General features: G+C 68.2%; 12 protein-coding genes and 1 pseudogene. 10 read left to right on the plus strand and 3 right to left on the minus strand.

Annotated elements, in window-relative coordinates; all coding sequences use genetic code 11:
* Positions 1-12: 12 nt before the first annotated feature.
* On the plus strand, positions 13-1,395 hold the full coding sequence (gene hisS / locus CIK71_RS06470; RefSeq protein WP_096164374.1) for a histidine--tRNA ligase: 1,383 nt from the start codon (positions 13-15) through the stop codon (positions 1,393-1,395).
* A gap of 127 nt (positions 1,396-1,522) precedes the next feature.
* A pseudogene (trxA, locus tag CIK71_RS06475) lies at positions 1,523-1,918 on the plus strand (thioredoxin); the annotation flags it as partial.
* 121 nt (positions 1,919-2,039) lie between these two features.
* Here the strand turns inward: trxA and CIK71_RS06480 are convergent.
* The gene (locus CIK71_RS06480) at positions 2,040-3,911 is read right to left on the minus strand and encodes a DEAD/DEAH box helicase (RefSeq protein WP_096164376.1); all 1,872 of its coding nucleotides are present in this window, start codon (positions 3,909-3,911) and stop codon (positions 2,040-2,042) included.
* A gap of 318 nt (positions 3,912-4,229) precedes the next feature.
* Here CIK71_RS06480 and aspS point away from each other — a divergent pair, with 318 nt between their 5' ends.
* The gene (gene aspS, locus CIK71_RS06485) at positions 4,230-6,086 is read left to right on the plus strand and encodes an aspartate--tRNA ligase (protein ID WP_096164377.1); all 1,857 of its coding nucleotides are present in this window, start codon (positions 4,230-4,232) and stop codon (positions 6,084-6,086) included.
* 125 nt (positions 6,087-6,211) lie between these two features.
* Here the strand turns inward: aspS and CIK71_RS06490 are convergent, their stop codons facing one another.
* On the minus strand, positions 6,212-6,802 hold the full coding sequence (locus CIK71_RS06490) for a DUF3043 domain-containing protein (RefSeq protein ID WP_096164378.1): 591 nt from the start codon (positions 6,800-6,802) through the stop codon (positions 6,212-6,214).
* A gap of 101 nt (positions 6,803-6,903) precedes the next feature.
* On the opposite strand from CIK71_RS06490, the gene CIK71_RS06495 reads away from it, so the two are divergent.
* The 7 genes from CIK71_RS06495 to CIK71_RS06525 all read left to right on the plus strand — a co-directional run bounded on the left by CIK71_RS06495 (position 6,904) and on the right by CIK71_RS06525 (position 13,601).
* Positions 6,904-8,319 carry a dipeptidase gene (locus tag CIK71_RS06495; RefSeq protein WP_096164379.1) on the plus strand — a complete coding sequence of 472 codons (1,416 nt, stop codon included), beginning with the start codon at positions 6,904-6,906 and terminating at the stop codon, positions 8,317-8,319.
* Positions 8,316-8,603, plus strand: a complete 288-nt coding sequence (locus CIK71_RS06500) for a hypothetical protein (RefSeq protein WP_096164380.1) — start codon at positions 8,316-8,318, stop codon at positions 8,601-8,603. The genes CIK71_RS06495 and CIK71_RS06500 overlap by 4 nt, the downstream gene beginning before the upstream one ends.
* Before the next feature lie 110 nt (positions 8,604-8,713).
* A complete protein-coding gene (locus CIK71_RS06505; protein ID WP_096164381.1) occupies positions 8,714-9,073 on the plus strand; it encodes a HesB/IscA family protein in 360 nt (119 codons plus the stop codon).
* A gap of 350 nt (positions 9,074-9,423) precedes the next feature.
* Positions 9,424-10,347, plus strand: coding sequence for an aa3-type cytochrome oxidase subunit II (gene ctaC / locus CIK71_RS06510; protein ID WP_096164382.1), 924 nt, complete (start codon positions 9,424-9,426; stop codon positions 10,345-10,347).
* On the plus strand, positions 10,344-12,056 hold the full coding sequence (gene ctaD, locus CIK71_RS06515; protein WP_096164383.1) for an aa3-type cytochrome oxidase subunit I: 1,713 nt from the start codon (positions 10,344-10,346) through the stop codon (positions 12,054-12,056). The genes ctaC and ctaD overlap by 4 nt, the downstream gene beginning before the upstream one ends.
* A gap of 1 nt (position 12,057) precedes the next feature.
* Positions 12,058-12,474, plus strand: a complete 417-nt coding sequence (locus CIK71_RS06520; protein WP_096164384.1) for a cytochrome c oxidase subunit 4 — start codon at positions 12,058-12,060, stop codon at positions 12,472-12,474.
* A gap of 845 nt (positions 12,475-13,319) precedes the next feature.
* Positions 13,320-13,601 carry a hypothetical protein gene (locus CIK71_RS06525; RefSeq protein ID WP_096164385.1) on the plus strand — a complete coding sequence of 94 codons (282 nt, stop codon included), beginning with the start codon at positions 13,320-13,322 and terminating at the stop codon, positions 13,599-13,601.
* A 227-nt stretch (positions 13,602-13,828) separates the two neighbouring features.
* On the opposite strand, the gene qcrB is transcribed toward CIK71_RS06525, so the two are convergent.
* Complete coding sequence (gene qcrB, locus CIK71_RS06530; protein ID WP_096164386.1) at positions 13,829-15,514, minus strand: cytochrome bc1 complex cytochrome b subunit; 1,686 nt, start codon at positions 15,512-15,514, stop codon at positions 13,829-13,831.

The following is a 15,514-nucleotide window of genomic DNA, read 5'->3' on the forward strand; positions in this document are numbered from 1 at the left end:
GATGTGCACTCCATGGCCAAGACCGCGAAGACCTCACGACTGTCCGGATTCCCCGAGTGGCTGCCGGCCGAGCGTCTCGTCGAGCAGCATGTGATCGACGTGTTCCGCGAGGTCGCCGAGCTCCACGGGTTCTCCGGCATCGAGACGCGCGCGGTCGAGCCCCTCGAACAGCTCCTGCGCAAGGGCGAGATCGACAAGGAGGTGTACGTCCTGCGCCGCCTGCACGCCGAGGAGGGAGCGGACGACTCCGGCGCCGATGCGTCCCGCACCCTCGGCCTCCACTTCGACCTCACGGTCCCGCTGGCCCGGTACGTGCTCGAGCACCAGAACGACCTGGTCTTCCCGCTGCGCCGCTTCCAGATCCAGAAGGTGTGGCGCGGCGAGCGCCCCCAGGTCGGGCGCTTCCGCGAGTTCTACCAGGCCGATCTCGACGTCATCGGGCAGGACTCCCTGCCCGGCCACGTCGAGGCCGAGGTCGCGATCGTGATGGCCGAGATCCTCGACCGCCTGCCGCTGCCGGCGTTCACCATCCACGCCAACACCCGACGCCTCTCGGAGGGCTTCTTCCGGTCCATCGGACTCGAGGACCACGCAGCGGTGCTGCGGAACCTGGACAAGCTGCCCAAGATCGGTCCGGACAAGGTCCGAGAGCTGCTGCTCTCCGACGCCGGGGCGAGTGAGGAGCAGGCGCAGGCATGCCTGGACTTCGCGTCGATCCGCACTCGCGACGCCTCCTTCGCCGAGCGGGTGCGAGAGCTCGGAGGGTCCGGGGAGATGGTCGAGCAGGGCATCGCCGAGCTCACCGCCGTCCTGGAGCGCGTCGAGGCAGCCGTGCCCGGCGTGATCCTCGCCGATCTCTCGATCGCCCGCGGACTGGACTACTACACGGGCACCGTCTTCGAGACCTTCGTCGCCGGCCACGAGGCCCTCGGCTCGGTGTGCTCCGGCGGACGATACGACTCGCTGGCCGCCGACAACCGCCACACCTACCCGGGCGTCGGGCTCTCCATCGGCTTGTCGCGCCTGGTCTCTCGCATGCTCTCCGCCGACCTCGCGCGGCCCGCGCGCGCGGTGCCGACGTGCGTGCTGGTCTCCGTCACGGACGAGGAGCACCGTCCCGCGAGCGATGCCGTCGCTCGCGCCCTGCGCGGCCGAGGGATCTCCTGCGAGGTGGCACCGACGGCGGCGAAGTTCGGCAAGCAGATCCGCTATGCGGATCGTCGCGGGATCCCCTTCGTCTGGTTCCCGGGAGCAGACGGGAGCGACGACGAGGTCAAGGACATCCGCACCGGTGAGCAGGTCGTCGCCGACTCCGCCGGGTGGGAGCCGCCTGCCGAGGATCGCTGCGTGCAGATCCTCGCGGGACAGGCCGGGGGAGAAGGCGGACGAGCCTGACGTGGGCTCGACGGCTGAGCCCTTGCCCGTCATCGCCACCTCTGCGTGGCGAGGTCGGCCGCTGCGCTGAGCTCGGCGACTGCGGATGAGCTGAGTCACATCGCAGCGCCATGGGAATGATCAGCGGCGTTCCGGCGTTCCAGCAGTCATGGCTACCGTCACCCTGACCTCAGAGAACCACGACACGACCGTCGAGGACGGCATCGTTCTGATCGACTTCTGGGCGGGCTGGTGCGTGCCGTGCCAGCGCTTCGCCCCCATCTTCGAGGAGTCCTCGGAGACCCACGAGGACGTCACCTTCGCCAAGGTCGACACCGAGGACCAGCAGCAGCTGGCGATGCGCTACGGCGTCACCTCGATTCCGACCCTGGTCGCCTACCGCGAGGGCATCCCGGTGTTCTCGCAGGCCGGCGCCCTCCCGCAGTCCGCTCTCGAGGATCTCATCGGCCAGGTGAAGAACCTGGACATGGACGAGGTCCGCAAGGCGTACGCGGAGAGCAAGGACGCCGAGCAGCAGGCCTGATCACGTCCGGCGGGAACCCGAGAGGCTCCCGCTCGCCCCACAGACGACGAGGCCCCTCCTCCGAGTGATCGGAGGAGGGGCCTTCTCCATGCCCGGGAGAGGTCGCTCCCGGGCCGAGGGATCAGCTGGCCGAGGACCGACGGAAGGGCTTGCGCTTGCCGTCGAAGTGTCCGCCGTCGGGACGAGCGCCCCGACTGCCGCCGCGCGGGCCGTGGTCCGGGCCGATGCGGAGCGGACGGCCGCCGACGCGGGCCTTGCCGATGCGCGCCATCTGCTCCTCGTCGAGGGAGCCGCGGATCTGCACCAGGGCGAAGGTGGGGAAGATCTGGATCTTGCCCACGTCCTTGCCGTTCAGACCGCCCTCGCCGGTGATCGCTCCGACGATGGCCGGCGGGCGTGCCCCATGGGTGTTGCCCACGCCGATCTTGTAGGAGGTGTAGCCCTTCTCGGTCTGCGAGCCCTCGTGCCGAGGCCCGCGGTCGCCGCGACGGTCGTCGCTGCCGCTGTGCTTCGAGGGAGTGTACTCCTCCTCCTCGGTGGCGGTGCCCGGGCCGTCATCGCCGACGCTCATGGCGCCGAGGGCTGCGGCGAGCTCGAGGGGATCGATCTCGTTCTCGGTGACGAACTCGCTGACGAGCTCGCGGTACAGCTCCAGACGTCCGCGCTGGATGCGATCGGGAACCTTGGTGAGCAGCGCGGCCAGGCGGTGCTTGGACACATCGCGGGGCGAGGGGATGACGGCCTCTTCGAGGGTCTGCTTGGTGGCGCGCTCGATGTTCTTCAGCGTGCGCCGCTCGTGCGGGCCGATGAAGGTCAGCGCCTCACCGGTGCGGCCGGCGCGGCCGGTGCGACCGATGCGGTGCACGTAGGCCTCGGGCTCGCGCGGCACGTCGAAGTTCACGACCAGGCCGATGCGCTCCACGTCCAGGCCGCGGGCCGCGACGTCGGTCGCGACGAGAACCTGGAGGGAGCCATCGCGCAGACGCTCGACGATCTTCTCGCGCTCCTTCTGGGGCACGTCACCGCTGATGGAGGAGGCGATCAGGCCGCGCGCCACCAGCGCGGAGCCGACCTCCTCAGCAGCGGCGCGGGTGCGCACGAACACGATCGCGGCCTCGGCCGGAGAGGTGGCGAGCACGCGGGCGAGCGCACCGGTGCGGTGCTTGAAGGGCACCACGGCATAGGACTGGCGCACGCTCTTGACGGTCGAGGACTGCGGCGAGACGCTCACGCGCACCGGGTCCTTCATGTGGGTCTGCGCGACGCGCTGGATCGCCGAGGGCATGGTCGCCGAGAACAGGGCGAGCTGACGGCTCTCGGGGGAGTGGGAGAGGATCTCCTCGACGTCCTCCGCGAAGCCCATGCGGAGCATCTCGTCGGCCTCGTCCAGCACGGCGAAGCGGATGGTGTCCAGGCGCAGGTTGGTGCGACGCATGTGGTCCATCACGCGGCCGGGCGTGCCGACGACGACCTGGGCGCCGCGAGCGAGCGCACGTTCCTGGGGGCCGTAGGGCGAGCCGCCGTACAGAGCGATGACGTCCAGGCCGCCGATGGCGGTCGCGAAGGACGAGATGGCGTCGGCGACCTGCATGGCGAGCTCACGGGTCGGGGCGAGCACCAGGGCCTGCACCTCGCGCAGCGAGGGATCGATCGCCGCGAGCAGGGGGAGGCCGAAGGCGGCCGTCTTGCCGGTGCCGGTCTGGGCGACGCCGATGACGTCGCGGCCCTCGAGCAGCGGCGGGATGGCCTGCGTCTGGATGGCCGAGGGAGTCGTGAAGCCGAGCTCGTCGACCGCGCGGCGCAGAGGCGCCGGAAGGGCGATGTCGTCGAAGCTGGGACCGGCAGGGGCGTCGGGGGCGGTCTCGGCGGCGGCGTCGGCAGTGGTGCTGGTCTCAGCGGCCGCGGCCGTCGAGGGGGTGCCCTGATCCGTGGGGGCCGCGTCGGAGGTGTCCGCAGCGGGTGAGGGATCGAGGGCAGGGGAGGCGTCAGTCATGGCGTCCTTTGAGGGGTGGAGTGAAATCTGAAAGCCCTCGCAGGTGGCAGGGCTGATGCCCTGACAGGTCGCGATGTGAGACGCGCACGATGAGAACAGCGCAGCACGAGCGACAACGGGCTCGAAGGACCTGCAATTCCGCAGGTCGGACAAGGTGCAAGTCTACGGCCGGGAGGGTTGTCGCAACAGAGCGCGGTGGGCGAGATCGCTCACCCTGCGCGGTACGCTGAGGGTTCTATACCCTCGGGTGCCAAGGTCGCAGGCACGTTACGGCGCGTCGTCGGCCCCACCCCATCGCCCCACTGTGAAGGACACCTCGTGCTGCGCACCCATTCCGCCGGCGCGCTCCGCTCGGAGCACATCGGACAGACCGTCACCCTCACCGGCTGGATCGGCCGTCGCCGTGACCACGGCGGCGTGACGTTCCTCGATCTGCGCGACGCGAGCGGCGTCGCCCAGGTGGTGGTCCGGGAGGACGAAGCCCTCCACCTCCGCAACGAGTACGTGCTGAAGATCGTCGGCACGGTCGGCAAGCGCCCGGAGGGCAACGAGAACCCTCAGCTGCCCTCCGGCGACGTCGAGGTCACGGCCGACAGCGTCGAGGTCCTCAGCGCCTCCGCGCCGCTGCCCTTCCAGCTCGACGAGCACTCCGAGGTCGGCGAGGAGGCGCGTCTGCGCTACCGCTACCTCGACCTGCGGCGTCAGGGCCCGGCCGCCGCGCTGCGTCTGCGCTCGGAGGTCAACCGCGCTGCGCGCGACACCCTCCTGGACCAGGACTTCCTCGAGGTCGAGACCCCGACCCTGACCCGTTCCACCCCTGAGGGTGCCCGGGACTTCCTGGTGCCCGCGCGCCTGGCGCCCGGCTCCTGGTATGCGCTGCCGCAGTCCCCGCAGCTGTTCAAGCAGCTCCTCATGGTCGGCGGCGTGGAGAAGTACTTCCAGCTCGCGCGCTGCTACCGCGACGAAGACTTCCGTGCGGATCGTCAGCCGGAGTTCACCCAGCTCGACGTGGAGATGAGCTTCGTGGACCAGGAGGACGTCATCGCCCTGGCCGAGGAGATCCTCACCGCCGTGTGGGCCAAGGGCGGCCACGAGATCACCACGCCGTTCCCGCGCATCACCTACGCCGAGTCGATGCGCCGTTACGGCTCCGACAAGCCCGATCTGCGGTTCGAGCTCGAGCTCGTGGAGATGACGGAGTACTTCCAGGACACGCCGTTCCGGGTGTTCCAGTCCCCGTACGTCGGCGCGATCGTCATGGCAGGGGGCGCCTCGCAGCCCCGCCGTCAGCTCGACGCCTGGCAGGAGTGGGCCAAGCAGCGCGGCGCCAAGGGGCTCGCGTACGTCCTGGTCCAGGAGGACGGCACCCTCACGGGACCGGTCTCCAAGAACATCTCCGAGGCCGAGAAGGCCGGCCTCCTCGAGGCGACCGGCGCCAGCACCGGCGACTGCATCTTCTTCGCCGCCGGCGAGGCCAAGTCCTCGCGCGCCCTGCTCGGAGCGGCCCGCAACGAGATCGCCGAGCGCCTGGGTCTGATCGACCATGACGCCTTCGCGTTCGCCTGGGTCGTCGACGCCCCGATGTTCGAGCCGGCCGCCGACGCTCGCGCAGCAGGCGACGTCGCCGTGGGCGAGGGGTCCTGGACGGCGGTGCACCACGCGTTCACCTCGCCGAAGCCCGAATTCATGGACACCTTCGACACCGATCCCGGCAGTGCTCTGGCCTACGCCTACGACATCGTGTGCAACGGCAACGAGATCGGCGGCGGATCGATCCGAATCCACGACCAGTCCGTGCAGCAGCGGGTGTTCAAGGTCATGGGCATCTCCGAGGAGGACGCGCAGGAGAAGTTCGGCTTCCTGCTCGACGCCTTCCAGTTCGGCGCCCCGCCCCACGGGGGCATCGCCTTCGGCTGGGACCGCATCGTGGCGCTGCTGGCCGGGGAGGACTCGATCCGTGAGGTCATCGCCTTCCCCAAGACCGGCAACGGGTTCGACCCGCTGACAGCTGCCCCCGCGCCCATCACCCCGCAGCAGCGCAAGGAGGCGGGCGTCGACACGAAGCCCGTTGCGCGGGACGAGAAGTCCGCGGGCGCGATGGAGAAGTCCGCGGACGGGGCACAGGACGCCACGAACGGCTCGACGACGTCGGCAGGCGCCGCACCGACCGCCTGACCGCCGGACCGCCCGGCGTCGCCGTGAAGCCCCCGGTACGTCCATGAAGAACGGCCCCCGCGAGAAATCGCGGGGGCCGTTCTTCTGCTCGTCTGCCCGGGGTCAGCCAGGTGCTCGGTGCAGCCTCAGCGAGGCTGCTCTCCGTGCTTGATCTGAGCGCGGGGGAGTCGGAAGCGACGGATCTGGATGGCGCGCATGATCCCGTAGCCGACCAGGCCGCGCTCCACGGAGCCGAACTGCTCGGTGAGGCGCTTGCGCAGATGGCGGCGCAATACGAGCGAGTCGATCACGCACAGCAGGATCCCGCCCCACAGCACCACGATCATGCCGGTGCTCATCGTCACGTAGAGGTCCGGCTTGATCAGCGGCATGACCAGCGCGACGAGCATGAAGATCAGGGCGATCGGGAAGAAGTACTCGGCGACGTTGCGCCGGGAGTCGACCAGGTCCCGCACCATGCGGCGCTCGGGGCCGCGATGCTGCAGAGGCATCTTCTTCTCGTCCCCGGTCATGAGCGCCTGCTGCGCCTCGGCCCGCTCCTTCGAGGCGCGCGCACGATCGCGCTTGCGCGCCTCCTTCCGATCGTCGACCACGAGGGGCCGACGACGGGCCGCCTCGGCCTCCTTGCGGGTACGGGTGGGCCGACCCTTGGAGCCGGGGCGCACTGGCTGCGTCGGCTCGGGGGTCTCAGGGGTATCACGCTTGCGGAAGATCACCGGGGCATCCTAGTCAAGTTCTCCTGGGATTCCCCGGTGCACGCGCCGGCCCATGGCCTCAGGCCCCGGACGGGGCGCGTGTCGGCGGTACGGTACGTGCTATGACCACGTCGAACGGACCGATGACACCTCCCCCCGCCAGCAGCGATCCGACGGAGATCGACGCCTTGCGCGCACGTCTGGAGCAGTTGCTGCCCGGCGCCGTCGACGATCTGAAGGATCTCGTGCGCATCCCCTCCATCGCGTTCGAGGGCTATGACCGCGAGCCCGTACGACGCAGCGCCGAGGCGGTCGCCGCGCTGCTGCGGGGTGCCGGTATGGCCGAGGTGACCATCGAATCCGTCGCCGACGGCGCCCCGGCGGTGATCGGACGCACGCCCGCCGCCGTTGGACGGCCGACCGTCCTGCTGTACGCCCACCACGACGTCCAGCCCACCGGAGACGAGACGGCTTGGACCAGCGCTCCCTTCGAGCCCGCTCAGCGCGGTCGACGCCTGTACGGACGGGGCGCGGCCGACGACAAGGCGGGCGTGATGGCCCATGTCACGGCGCTGCGCCTGGTCGGTGAGGAGCTGGCCGCGGAGGGACTCGGTGTCACCGTCTTCGTCGAGGGGGAGGAGGAGGCCGGATCGCCGACCTTCCGTCCCTTCATCGAAGCCCATCGCGAAGCGCTCGAAGCGGACCTCATCATCGTCGCCGACTCGGCGAACTGGGCGGTGGGGACTCCCGCGCTCACCACCAGCCTGCGCGGGCTGGTCGACGTCGTCGTCGAGGTGCGAGCCCTGCAGCACGCCGTGCATTCCGGACTGTTCGGCGGCCCGGTGATGGACTCCCTCACCCAGCTGTCCCGTCTCATCGCGACCCTGCACGACGAGAACGGAGAGGTCGCGGTCGAGGGGCTTGCGCGCTCAGCGGATCCCAGCGTCGAGATGGACGAGGCGGACTTCCGTCGCGACGCGGGCGTGCCCGACGGGCTCGAACTGTCCGGCGGAGGGCCGCTGACGGCGCAGCTGTGGACCCGCCCGGCGCTGTCCGTGATCGGGATCGATGCGCCCGCCGTCCGTGACGCCTCGAACACCCTGGTCCCCGTCAGTCGCGCGAAGCTCTCGCTGCGCATCCCGCCGGGGGAGAGCCCGGACTCGGCGATGGCTGCCCTGGTGGCCCATCTGGAGAAGCACGCCCCGGCGACCGCGGAGATCACTGTGCACGAGGGGGAGAAGGGCAAGCCCTACAGCGCCCGCCAGCACTCGCCCGCCATGGATCTCGCCCGCAGCGCGCTCGGCGACGCCTGGGGGACCGCCGCCGTGGACACCGGACTCGGCGGATCGATCCCGTTCATCGCCGACCTGCTCGAGGTGTTCCCGGAGGCCGATGTGCTGGTGACCGGTGTCGAGGATCCGGAGTCGCGCGCGCACGGGGTCGATGAGTCGCTGCACCTCGACGAGTTCGCGCGGGTGTGTCTGGCCGAGGCTCTCCTGCTCCGCCGCGCGGGGTCCCTTGCTCAGGACGATTCATGAACGCCCCCGCACCGCGCCGGGACCCGGGGAGCGCGTCCCCGCAGCGGGGCTCCGCCGTCTCCGCAGCCACTATCCCGCTCCTGTTCCTGGGCCTGATGGTCGGCTTCTTCTCCGGTTACTTCCTGCTGTGGTGGGGCCTGGCCGTCGTGGTCGCCGTGTGCGTCCTGGCCTTCACGATGGTGATGTCCGGGAAGAGCAGGGATGCGGCTACCGGAGCGGTGGTCGGAGTGGTCGCCGGCTTCGGGCTGCTGCTCCTGGTCGCGCTGTTCCGCGGCGTCCTGTGATCGCCCTGTGAGCGTGGCGTCCGCTGCTGAGCACATCGCCCCGCGGGGGATCCCCGTTTCCCAGCCCGGGGGCGTATCCTGGATCGCACACGAGCTTCGAGGAGGATCGCATGACCACGCCCACCACTGAGCGCCCGGCCAAGGCGCATGGCGTCACCCTCACGTCCGGCGCGGCCGCGAAGGTCACCACGCTGCTGGAGCAGGAGGGTCGCGACGACCTGCGCCTGCGGATCGCCGTGCAGCCCGGCGGCTGCTCGGGCCTGATCTATCAGCTCTACTTCGACGAGCGACAGATGGAGGACGATCTGGTCGCGGACTTCGACGGCGTCGAGGTCGTCGTCGACAAGATGAGCAGCCCCTATCTCCTGGGTGCGGTGATCGACTTCGCCGACACGATCGAGAAGCAGGGCTTCACGATCGACAACCCCAACGCCGGGAGCTCCTGCGCGTGCGGGGACTCCTTCGGCTGAGCCGCTTGTGCGGTGATCCGTTCGAGGATTCGGGCTCGACCCGGTGACGATCTCGTCACCTGGTCGGGCCCGTTTTCCGTGGTGCAGTGGCTGAGAACGGATCACGGACCGGCAACGGCGCGAGCCGGGCGCGTGCCGATGCAGTACGCGCTCCGCGGAACACGTATGATGACAGTGTGCCGTCAACGGGCGGGCTCTCCGCCTGCCCGGGCCCGTTCCTCCGAACGGGCGCGGCACCCTGGGCATGTCAGCGCCCAGGTAAGTACCAACTCCGCAGTCCGGAGCCGCTCGCGACGCACAGCGCGAACGGAGCCCGGGAGCCGGAGACGACGAGCGGAAGGTCATCCCCTGTGATCCCCCAGGTCCCCCAGCGCGCGCGGCGAGGCCGCCGCGTGGCGACAGCAGGCCTAGCCCTGGCCACCCTGTTCCTGTCGGGCTGTACCGACGAGCAGCTGCGCGGCTTCATGCCCGGCTACTCCGACGGTCAGGTCACGGATCAGACGGGCCGGATCACCGACCTGTGGGTCGGGGCCTGGTCCGTGCTGGTCATCGTCGGCCTCCTCGTGTGGGGCCTCACCATCTGGTGCGCGGTCGCCTACCGCCGTCGCAAGAACGACACCGGCTTCCCGGTCCAGCTGCGCTACCACGTGCCGCTCGAGCTGATGTTCACGCTCGTGCCCGTGGTCATGGTCCTCACCTTCTTCTACTTCACGCAGCGCGACGCCCGCGAGGTCGAGATGCACGTGGCCGAGCCCGATGTCACCGTGAACATCGTGGCCAAGCAGTGGAGCTGGGACTTCAACTACGTCGATGAGAACGTGCACGAGCCCGCCGGCGTGCAGTCCTTCGAGACCGGCCAGGAGGGCGCGGCGGACTCGCTGCCCGTGCTGTACCTCCCGGTCGATCAGAAGGTCGAGTTCCGGCTCGACTCGCGCGACGTCATCCATTCCTTCTGGGTCGTGGACTTCCTCTACAAGAAGGACATGATGCCGGGCCACACCACCAGCTTCCAGGTCACCCCGACCCGTGAAGGCACGTATTCCGGCAAGTGCGCCGAGCTGTGCGGCGAGTACCACTCGGACATGCTCTTCAACCTGAAGGTCGTCTCCCAGGAGGAGTACGACGCGCACATGCAGGACCTGAAGGACCAGGGCCTCGAGGGTCAGCTGGGGGTTGACCTCAACCGCAACCAGGAGGAGTGGAGCATGCGCGAGAAGCATGACGACGCTGGTCCTCGCTACACCACTCCGGCGACAGAGGGAGAGAACGAGTGAGCGCCGAGACGACCTCCGCGCCGGTGACACCGGCGCCGGAGAGGTACCAGAAGACCGAGAGCACCAGCCTCGGCAAGCAATTCTTCAACCTGCTGACCACGACCGATCACAAGCTGATCGGCATGATGTACATGGGCATGGCCTTCGCGTTCTTCGCGTTCGGTGGACTGCTTGCCCTCGGCATCCGCAGCGAGCTCTGGGAGCCCGGCCTGCAGGTCGTGGCCTCCAAGGACCAGTACAACCAGCTGTTCACCATGCATGGCACGATCATGCTGCTGATGTTCGGCACGCCGCTGTTCAACGGCTTCGCCAACTACCTGGTGCCGCTGCAGATCGGCGCCGTGGACATGGCGTTCCCCCGGCTGAACATGTTCGCGTTCTGGATCACGCTGTTCGGTTCGCTGATCGTCGTGGCCGGCTTCCTCACCCCGCAGGGCGCGGCGTCCTTCGGCTGGTTCGCGTATGCGCCGCTGTCGGACACGACGTTCTCGCCCGGCCTGGGTGGTGATCTGTGGGTCTTCGGCTTGGCCTTGCAGGGCTTCGGCACGATCCTGGGCTCGGTCAACTTCATCACGACGATCCTCTGCATGCGCATGCCGGGCATGACCATGTTCCGCATGCCGATCTTCACCTGGAACGCGCTGATCACTGCCGTTCTGGTGCTGATGGCCTTCCCGCCGCTCGCCTCCGCGCTGCTGGCATTGGGAGCGGATCGACGCTTCGACGCTCAGATCTTCAACCCGGAGAACGGCGGTCCTGTCCTGTGGCAGCACCTGTTCTGGTTCTTCGGCCACCCCGAGGTCTACGTGCTGGCCCTGCCGTTCTTCGGCATCGCGTCGGAGATCATCCCGGTGTTCTCCCGCAAGCCGATCTTCGGATACAAGACCCTGGTGGGTGCGACGATCTCCATCGCCGCCCTCTCGGTGACCGTGTGGGCGCACCACATGTACACCACGGGTGCCGTCATGCTGGACTTCTTCGCCTTCATGACAATGCTGATCGCCGTGCCGACGGGCGTGAAGTTCTTCAACTGGCTGGGCACGATGTGGCGAGGCTCGCTGACCTTCGAGACGCCGATGCTGTTCACGCTCGGCTTCCTGACCACCTTCATCTTCGGCGGTCTGACCGGCGTCATCCTGTCTTCCCCGGTGCTGGACTTCCACATCTCCGACACCTACTTCGTGGTGGCTCACTTCCACTACGTGATGGCCGGAACCGTGGTGTTCGAGATGTTCGCCGGGTTCTACTTCTGGTGGCCGAAGATGTTCGGCTACAAGCTCAGCGAGGGCATGGGCAAGGTGCACTTCTGGCTCCTGACCATCGGCTTCCATATGACGTTCCTGGTGCAGCACTGGCTGGGCGTCATGGGTGCTCCCCGCCGTTACGTCAACTACCTCGCCGAGGACAACTTCGGCTGGCTGAACCAGGTCTCCACGATCGGTGCGGTCATCATGGGTGCGTCGACGCTTCCGTTCCTCCTCAACGTCGTGCTCACGCACGTGAAGGGGAAGAAGGTCGAGGTCGACGATCCGTGGGGCTACGGTGCATCGCTCGAGTGGGCGACTTCCAGCCCGCCCCCGCGCCATAACTTCCATTCCCTGCCTCGCGTCCGGTCCGAGCGCCCCGCCTTCGATCTCCATTACCCGGAGGTGGCTCTTCAGGACCATATGCTCGAGCAGGAGCCCGCTGTGAACCCGAGGACGAACTGACATGAGAGCATCTGCAAAGATCTTCTGGATCCTGGGAGTCTTCTTCCTGATCGTCGCCGTGGCGTACGGCTTCGTGACGGGGAGGTACGAGCCCATGGGCATCGAGCCCGTCGGTTTCCCGGCCTTGCTGGCCCTGGCAGGCCTGGGGTTCATGATCGCGATGGTCCTCACGCTGACCATCCGTCACAACGAGCTGAACTCCTCCGACGATTCCGACGCGGAGATCGCTCCGAATGCGGGCGTCCAGGGCAGCTTCTCCCCGTACAGCTGGGCCCCGCTGTGGGCTGCGATCGGCGCCGCACTGTGCTTCCTCGGAGTCGCGGCCGGCTGGTGGATCTTCGCCTTCGGCATCATGTTCGCGATCTTCGGCATCCTCAGCTGGGTTCTCGAATTCTCGGTGGGTCAGCACCAGCACTGAGTCCCGCTGATCCCGCTCGGGGATCTGCCGCAGCGGCCCCGCATCGATTCGTCGATGCGGGGCCGCTCGCTTGTGTGCAGAGGCGGGCTCGAGTCCGTCGCATCGGAGGACGGAGTGCGGAGACCGCTCGTCAGTGCCTGAGCTTCCCCGTGTCCGGGACGGCACGCGGGTTCCCGGTCGCACCGCGCGGAGTGCGGAGCGGATGCCCTCGCGCAGCAGGACAGCACGGTGCTCAACATGCTGATGCGCGCATTCAGACATGGGGGTCGCGGACCCTGGGGCAGGACGCTGCAGTCCCAGGAATACGACACGATGGTGTGCCGGCATGGGCATGGGCATGGGCATGGGCAGGGGCATGGGCATGGGCCTGGGAACGGGACTCGGCATTGGCGCCGGTGCAGACTTTGCGGTGATCGCACTCTCGGTGGATTCCGCGCCGGCTGTGCGCAGGGAGTCCTCTGACCCGCGTCCGAAGCTCTCTTCCTGAGCACAGCACCACGTCGAGCGAGCTGGCCCACGGTCCCCGGTGAGCACGGATCGAGCGCGCCGCCCTGCAGCCCAGCTGCGGTCACCGGCCCGTGGGGCGGGAGATGCTGGAAGGCTCCGCCACGATAGCGACAGCAGGAATAGCACGTCGGCATCGCAACAGCGTAACTAGTCTGTAAACGGTTGTGCCCGTGTGTGTATGCCTCCGCGAGTGCGTACACGTGCGAATGCATAGGGGGCGCAGACGAGACGGGCTGCGCGGAGGGCGGTCAGGTGTCCTGAACCGTGCCGGTGTTAGCGTTGCCGCACGACCACCGCAGGGAACACGACTCCTCGTGATGCGGCGGCAACCGGGAAGGGTGAGCACGATGATCGGTGGCGTCCGCAGGCCGAGCGACCATGCAGTCATCGAGCTCGAAACGCTGTTCGCCGAGAATGGTGGCGTAGGTGGCGGCATCGAGTGGGCGCGCACCACGCTGGCTGCCGAAGGCATGGACGCGAAGCGCGGGCCCTTGCGAGCAGTGCGTCGTCTGCGGCGCACTGAGCGGCGCCTGAGCATCATCGCGGCGCGCTATCTCGTGGATGCCGTCGCCGGGCGGCATCCGGGGGAGCAGGGGCCCCGCAGCCCCGTGCTGCGCTGAGCGAGACGCTCCACGCGGCAGCACGCGGCAGCACGCGGCGGTACGCGGTGGTACGCGTCGGCACGCGACAGTGCACAGCAGCACACCGTGTCACGGGGCGGTCCTGACGGGGCACGGCTGGACGGGCCACACAGGGGCGGGCTGGGCGTTCTCGGGTCCAACGCTGAAGGGCCCTGGGAAAGATCCCAGGGCCCTTCAGCGTTCGTTCCGCGCAGCGGCGGGAGTGGTCAGCCTTCCGGGTGAGCCTTCTCCGCCGGGGTGCGGTAGTCGCCACCAGTGACGGCGTCGATCTTGTGCTTCTCATGACCGGCGTGCTCCAGAGCAGCGCGCAGCTCGGCCGGGGTGACCGGCTCGATCCGATCCTTGAAGAAGAAGCTCGTGGCCTTCGCTCGGAGCGAGGACACGCCCTTGCCTGCGCGGAGCGGGCGGTAGTCGTCGTGCTGCACGAGGACCCAGCGATCGAACTCGTTGAGCGGCTCGTGGATCTCGAGCATCTGCCCGGCATCCGTGCGGACGACACGCGAGGTCTCGGTGCCGTGCAGCGCCTTCTCGCGAGCATGACGCTGGAACGACAGGCACAGCCGCTTCGTGATGAAGAACAGCAGCACCGGTGCCACGAAGATTCCGATACGGAATGCCCACGTGAGGTCATTGATCGACATGTGCAGGGCGATGGCGATGATGTCGTTCGTCGCAGCGAGGGCCAGGATCAGATAGATGCTGATCCAGGCGATGCCGAGACCCATCCGGACCGGCGCGTTGTACGGCAGGTCGTTGAGGTGGTGCTCACGGTCGTCGCCGGTGACCCAGGCCTCGAGGAACGGGTAGACCGCCATGAAGCCCAGCAGAGCGCCGTAGACGACGAACGGGATCAGCATGTTCAGCGAGACCACGTATCCGAAGATCGTGAACTCCCAGCCGGGCATCAGGCGGAGTCCGCCGTCCGTCCAGAGCATGTACCAGTCCGGCTGGGAGCCGGCAGACACGGGGGAGGGGTCGTACGGACCGTAGACCCAGACGCCGTTGATCGCGGTGGTCGCGGAGATCAGGGTGATGATTCCGAAGACCAGGAAGAAGAATCCTCCGGCCTTGGCAGCGTAGACCGGGAAGACCGGGAAGCCGACGACGTTGCGCTCGGTGCGGCCCGGACCGGGGTACTGCGTGTGCTTGTGCAGGACCAGCAGGACCAGGTGGATCGCGATCAGGCCGAGGATCATAGCCGGCACCAGCAGGATATGGATCGTGAACAGGCGCGGGATGATGTCGGTTCCGGGGAACTCGCCGTTGAACAGCAGCATCGACAGGTAGGTGCCGATGATCGGAATCGCCTTCATCAGGCCGTCGATCACGCGCAGGCCGTTGCCCGAGAGCACGTCGTCCGGGAGGGAGTATCCGGAGAAGCCGGCCACCATGCCCAGGACCATCAGCGTGAAGCCGACGAGCCAGTTGAGCTCACGCGGCTTGCGGAACGCACCGGTGAAGAAGACGCGGAACATGTGCACGAAGATCGCGACCATGAAGACCAGCGCCGACCAGTGGTGCATTTGGCGGAACAGCAGACCGCCCTTCACCTCGAACGAGATGTGCAGGGTCGACTCGAAGGCGCGTGACATCTGCTCGCCCTGGAGCGCCGTGTAGGGGCCGCTGTACACGACCTCCTCCATGGAGGGGTCGAAGAACATCGTGAGGAAGGTTCCCGAGATCAGCAGGATGACGAAGCTGTACAGCGCCACCTCGCCGAACATGAACGACCAGTGATCGGGGAAGATCTTGCGGGCCATGAACTTGACGAAGCCGCCGCCGGAGAGGCGCTGATCGAGCCAGTCGCCGCCCACCGCGCCGAGCTTGTACACGCGAGAGCTGCTCGCGTTGTCGGAAGTCTGCTTCCGGGTATCGGGAGTCGTGGTCGTCAC

It is taken from the genome of Brachybacterium alimentarium (assembly GCF_002332425.1).
Taxonomy (GTDB): domain Bacteria; phylum Actinomycetota; class Actinomycetes; order Actinomycetales; family Dermabacteraceae; genus Brachybacterium; species Brachybacterium alimentarium.

What these genes read in the sequence shown, in the direction of transcription:
- CIK71_RS06495 (WP_096164379.1), top strand. Translation starts at nt 6,904, where the DNA reads ATGACCACGTCGAACGGACCGATGACACCTCCCCCCGCCAGCAGCGAT.
- CIK71_RS06505 (WP_096164381.1), top strand. Translation starts at nt 8,714, where the DNA reads ATGACCACGCCCACCACTGAGCGCCCGGCCAAGGCGCATGGCGTCACC.
- CIK71_RS06520 (WP_096164384.1), top strand. Translation starts at nt 12,058, where the DNA reads ATGAGAGCATCTGCAAAGATCTTCTGGATCCTGGGAGTCTTCTTCCTG.
- CIK71_RS06480 (WP_096164376.1), bottom strand. Translation starts at nt 3,911, where the DNA reads ATGACTGACGCCTCCCCTGCCCTCGATCCCTCACCCGCTGCGGACACC.
- hisS (WP_096164374.1), top strand. Translation starts at nt 13, where the DNA reads ATGGCCAAGACCGCGAAGACCTCACGACTGTCCGGATTCCCCGAGTGG.
- CIK71_RS06500 (WP_096164380.1), top strand. Translation starts at nt 8,316, where the DNA reads ATGAACGCCCCCGCACCGCGCCGGGACCCGGGGAGCGCGTCCCCGCAG.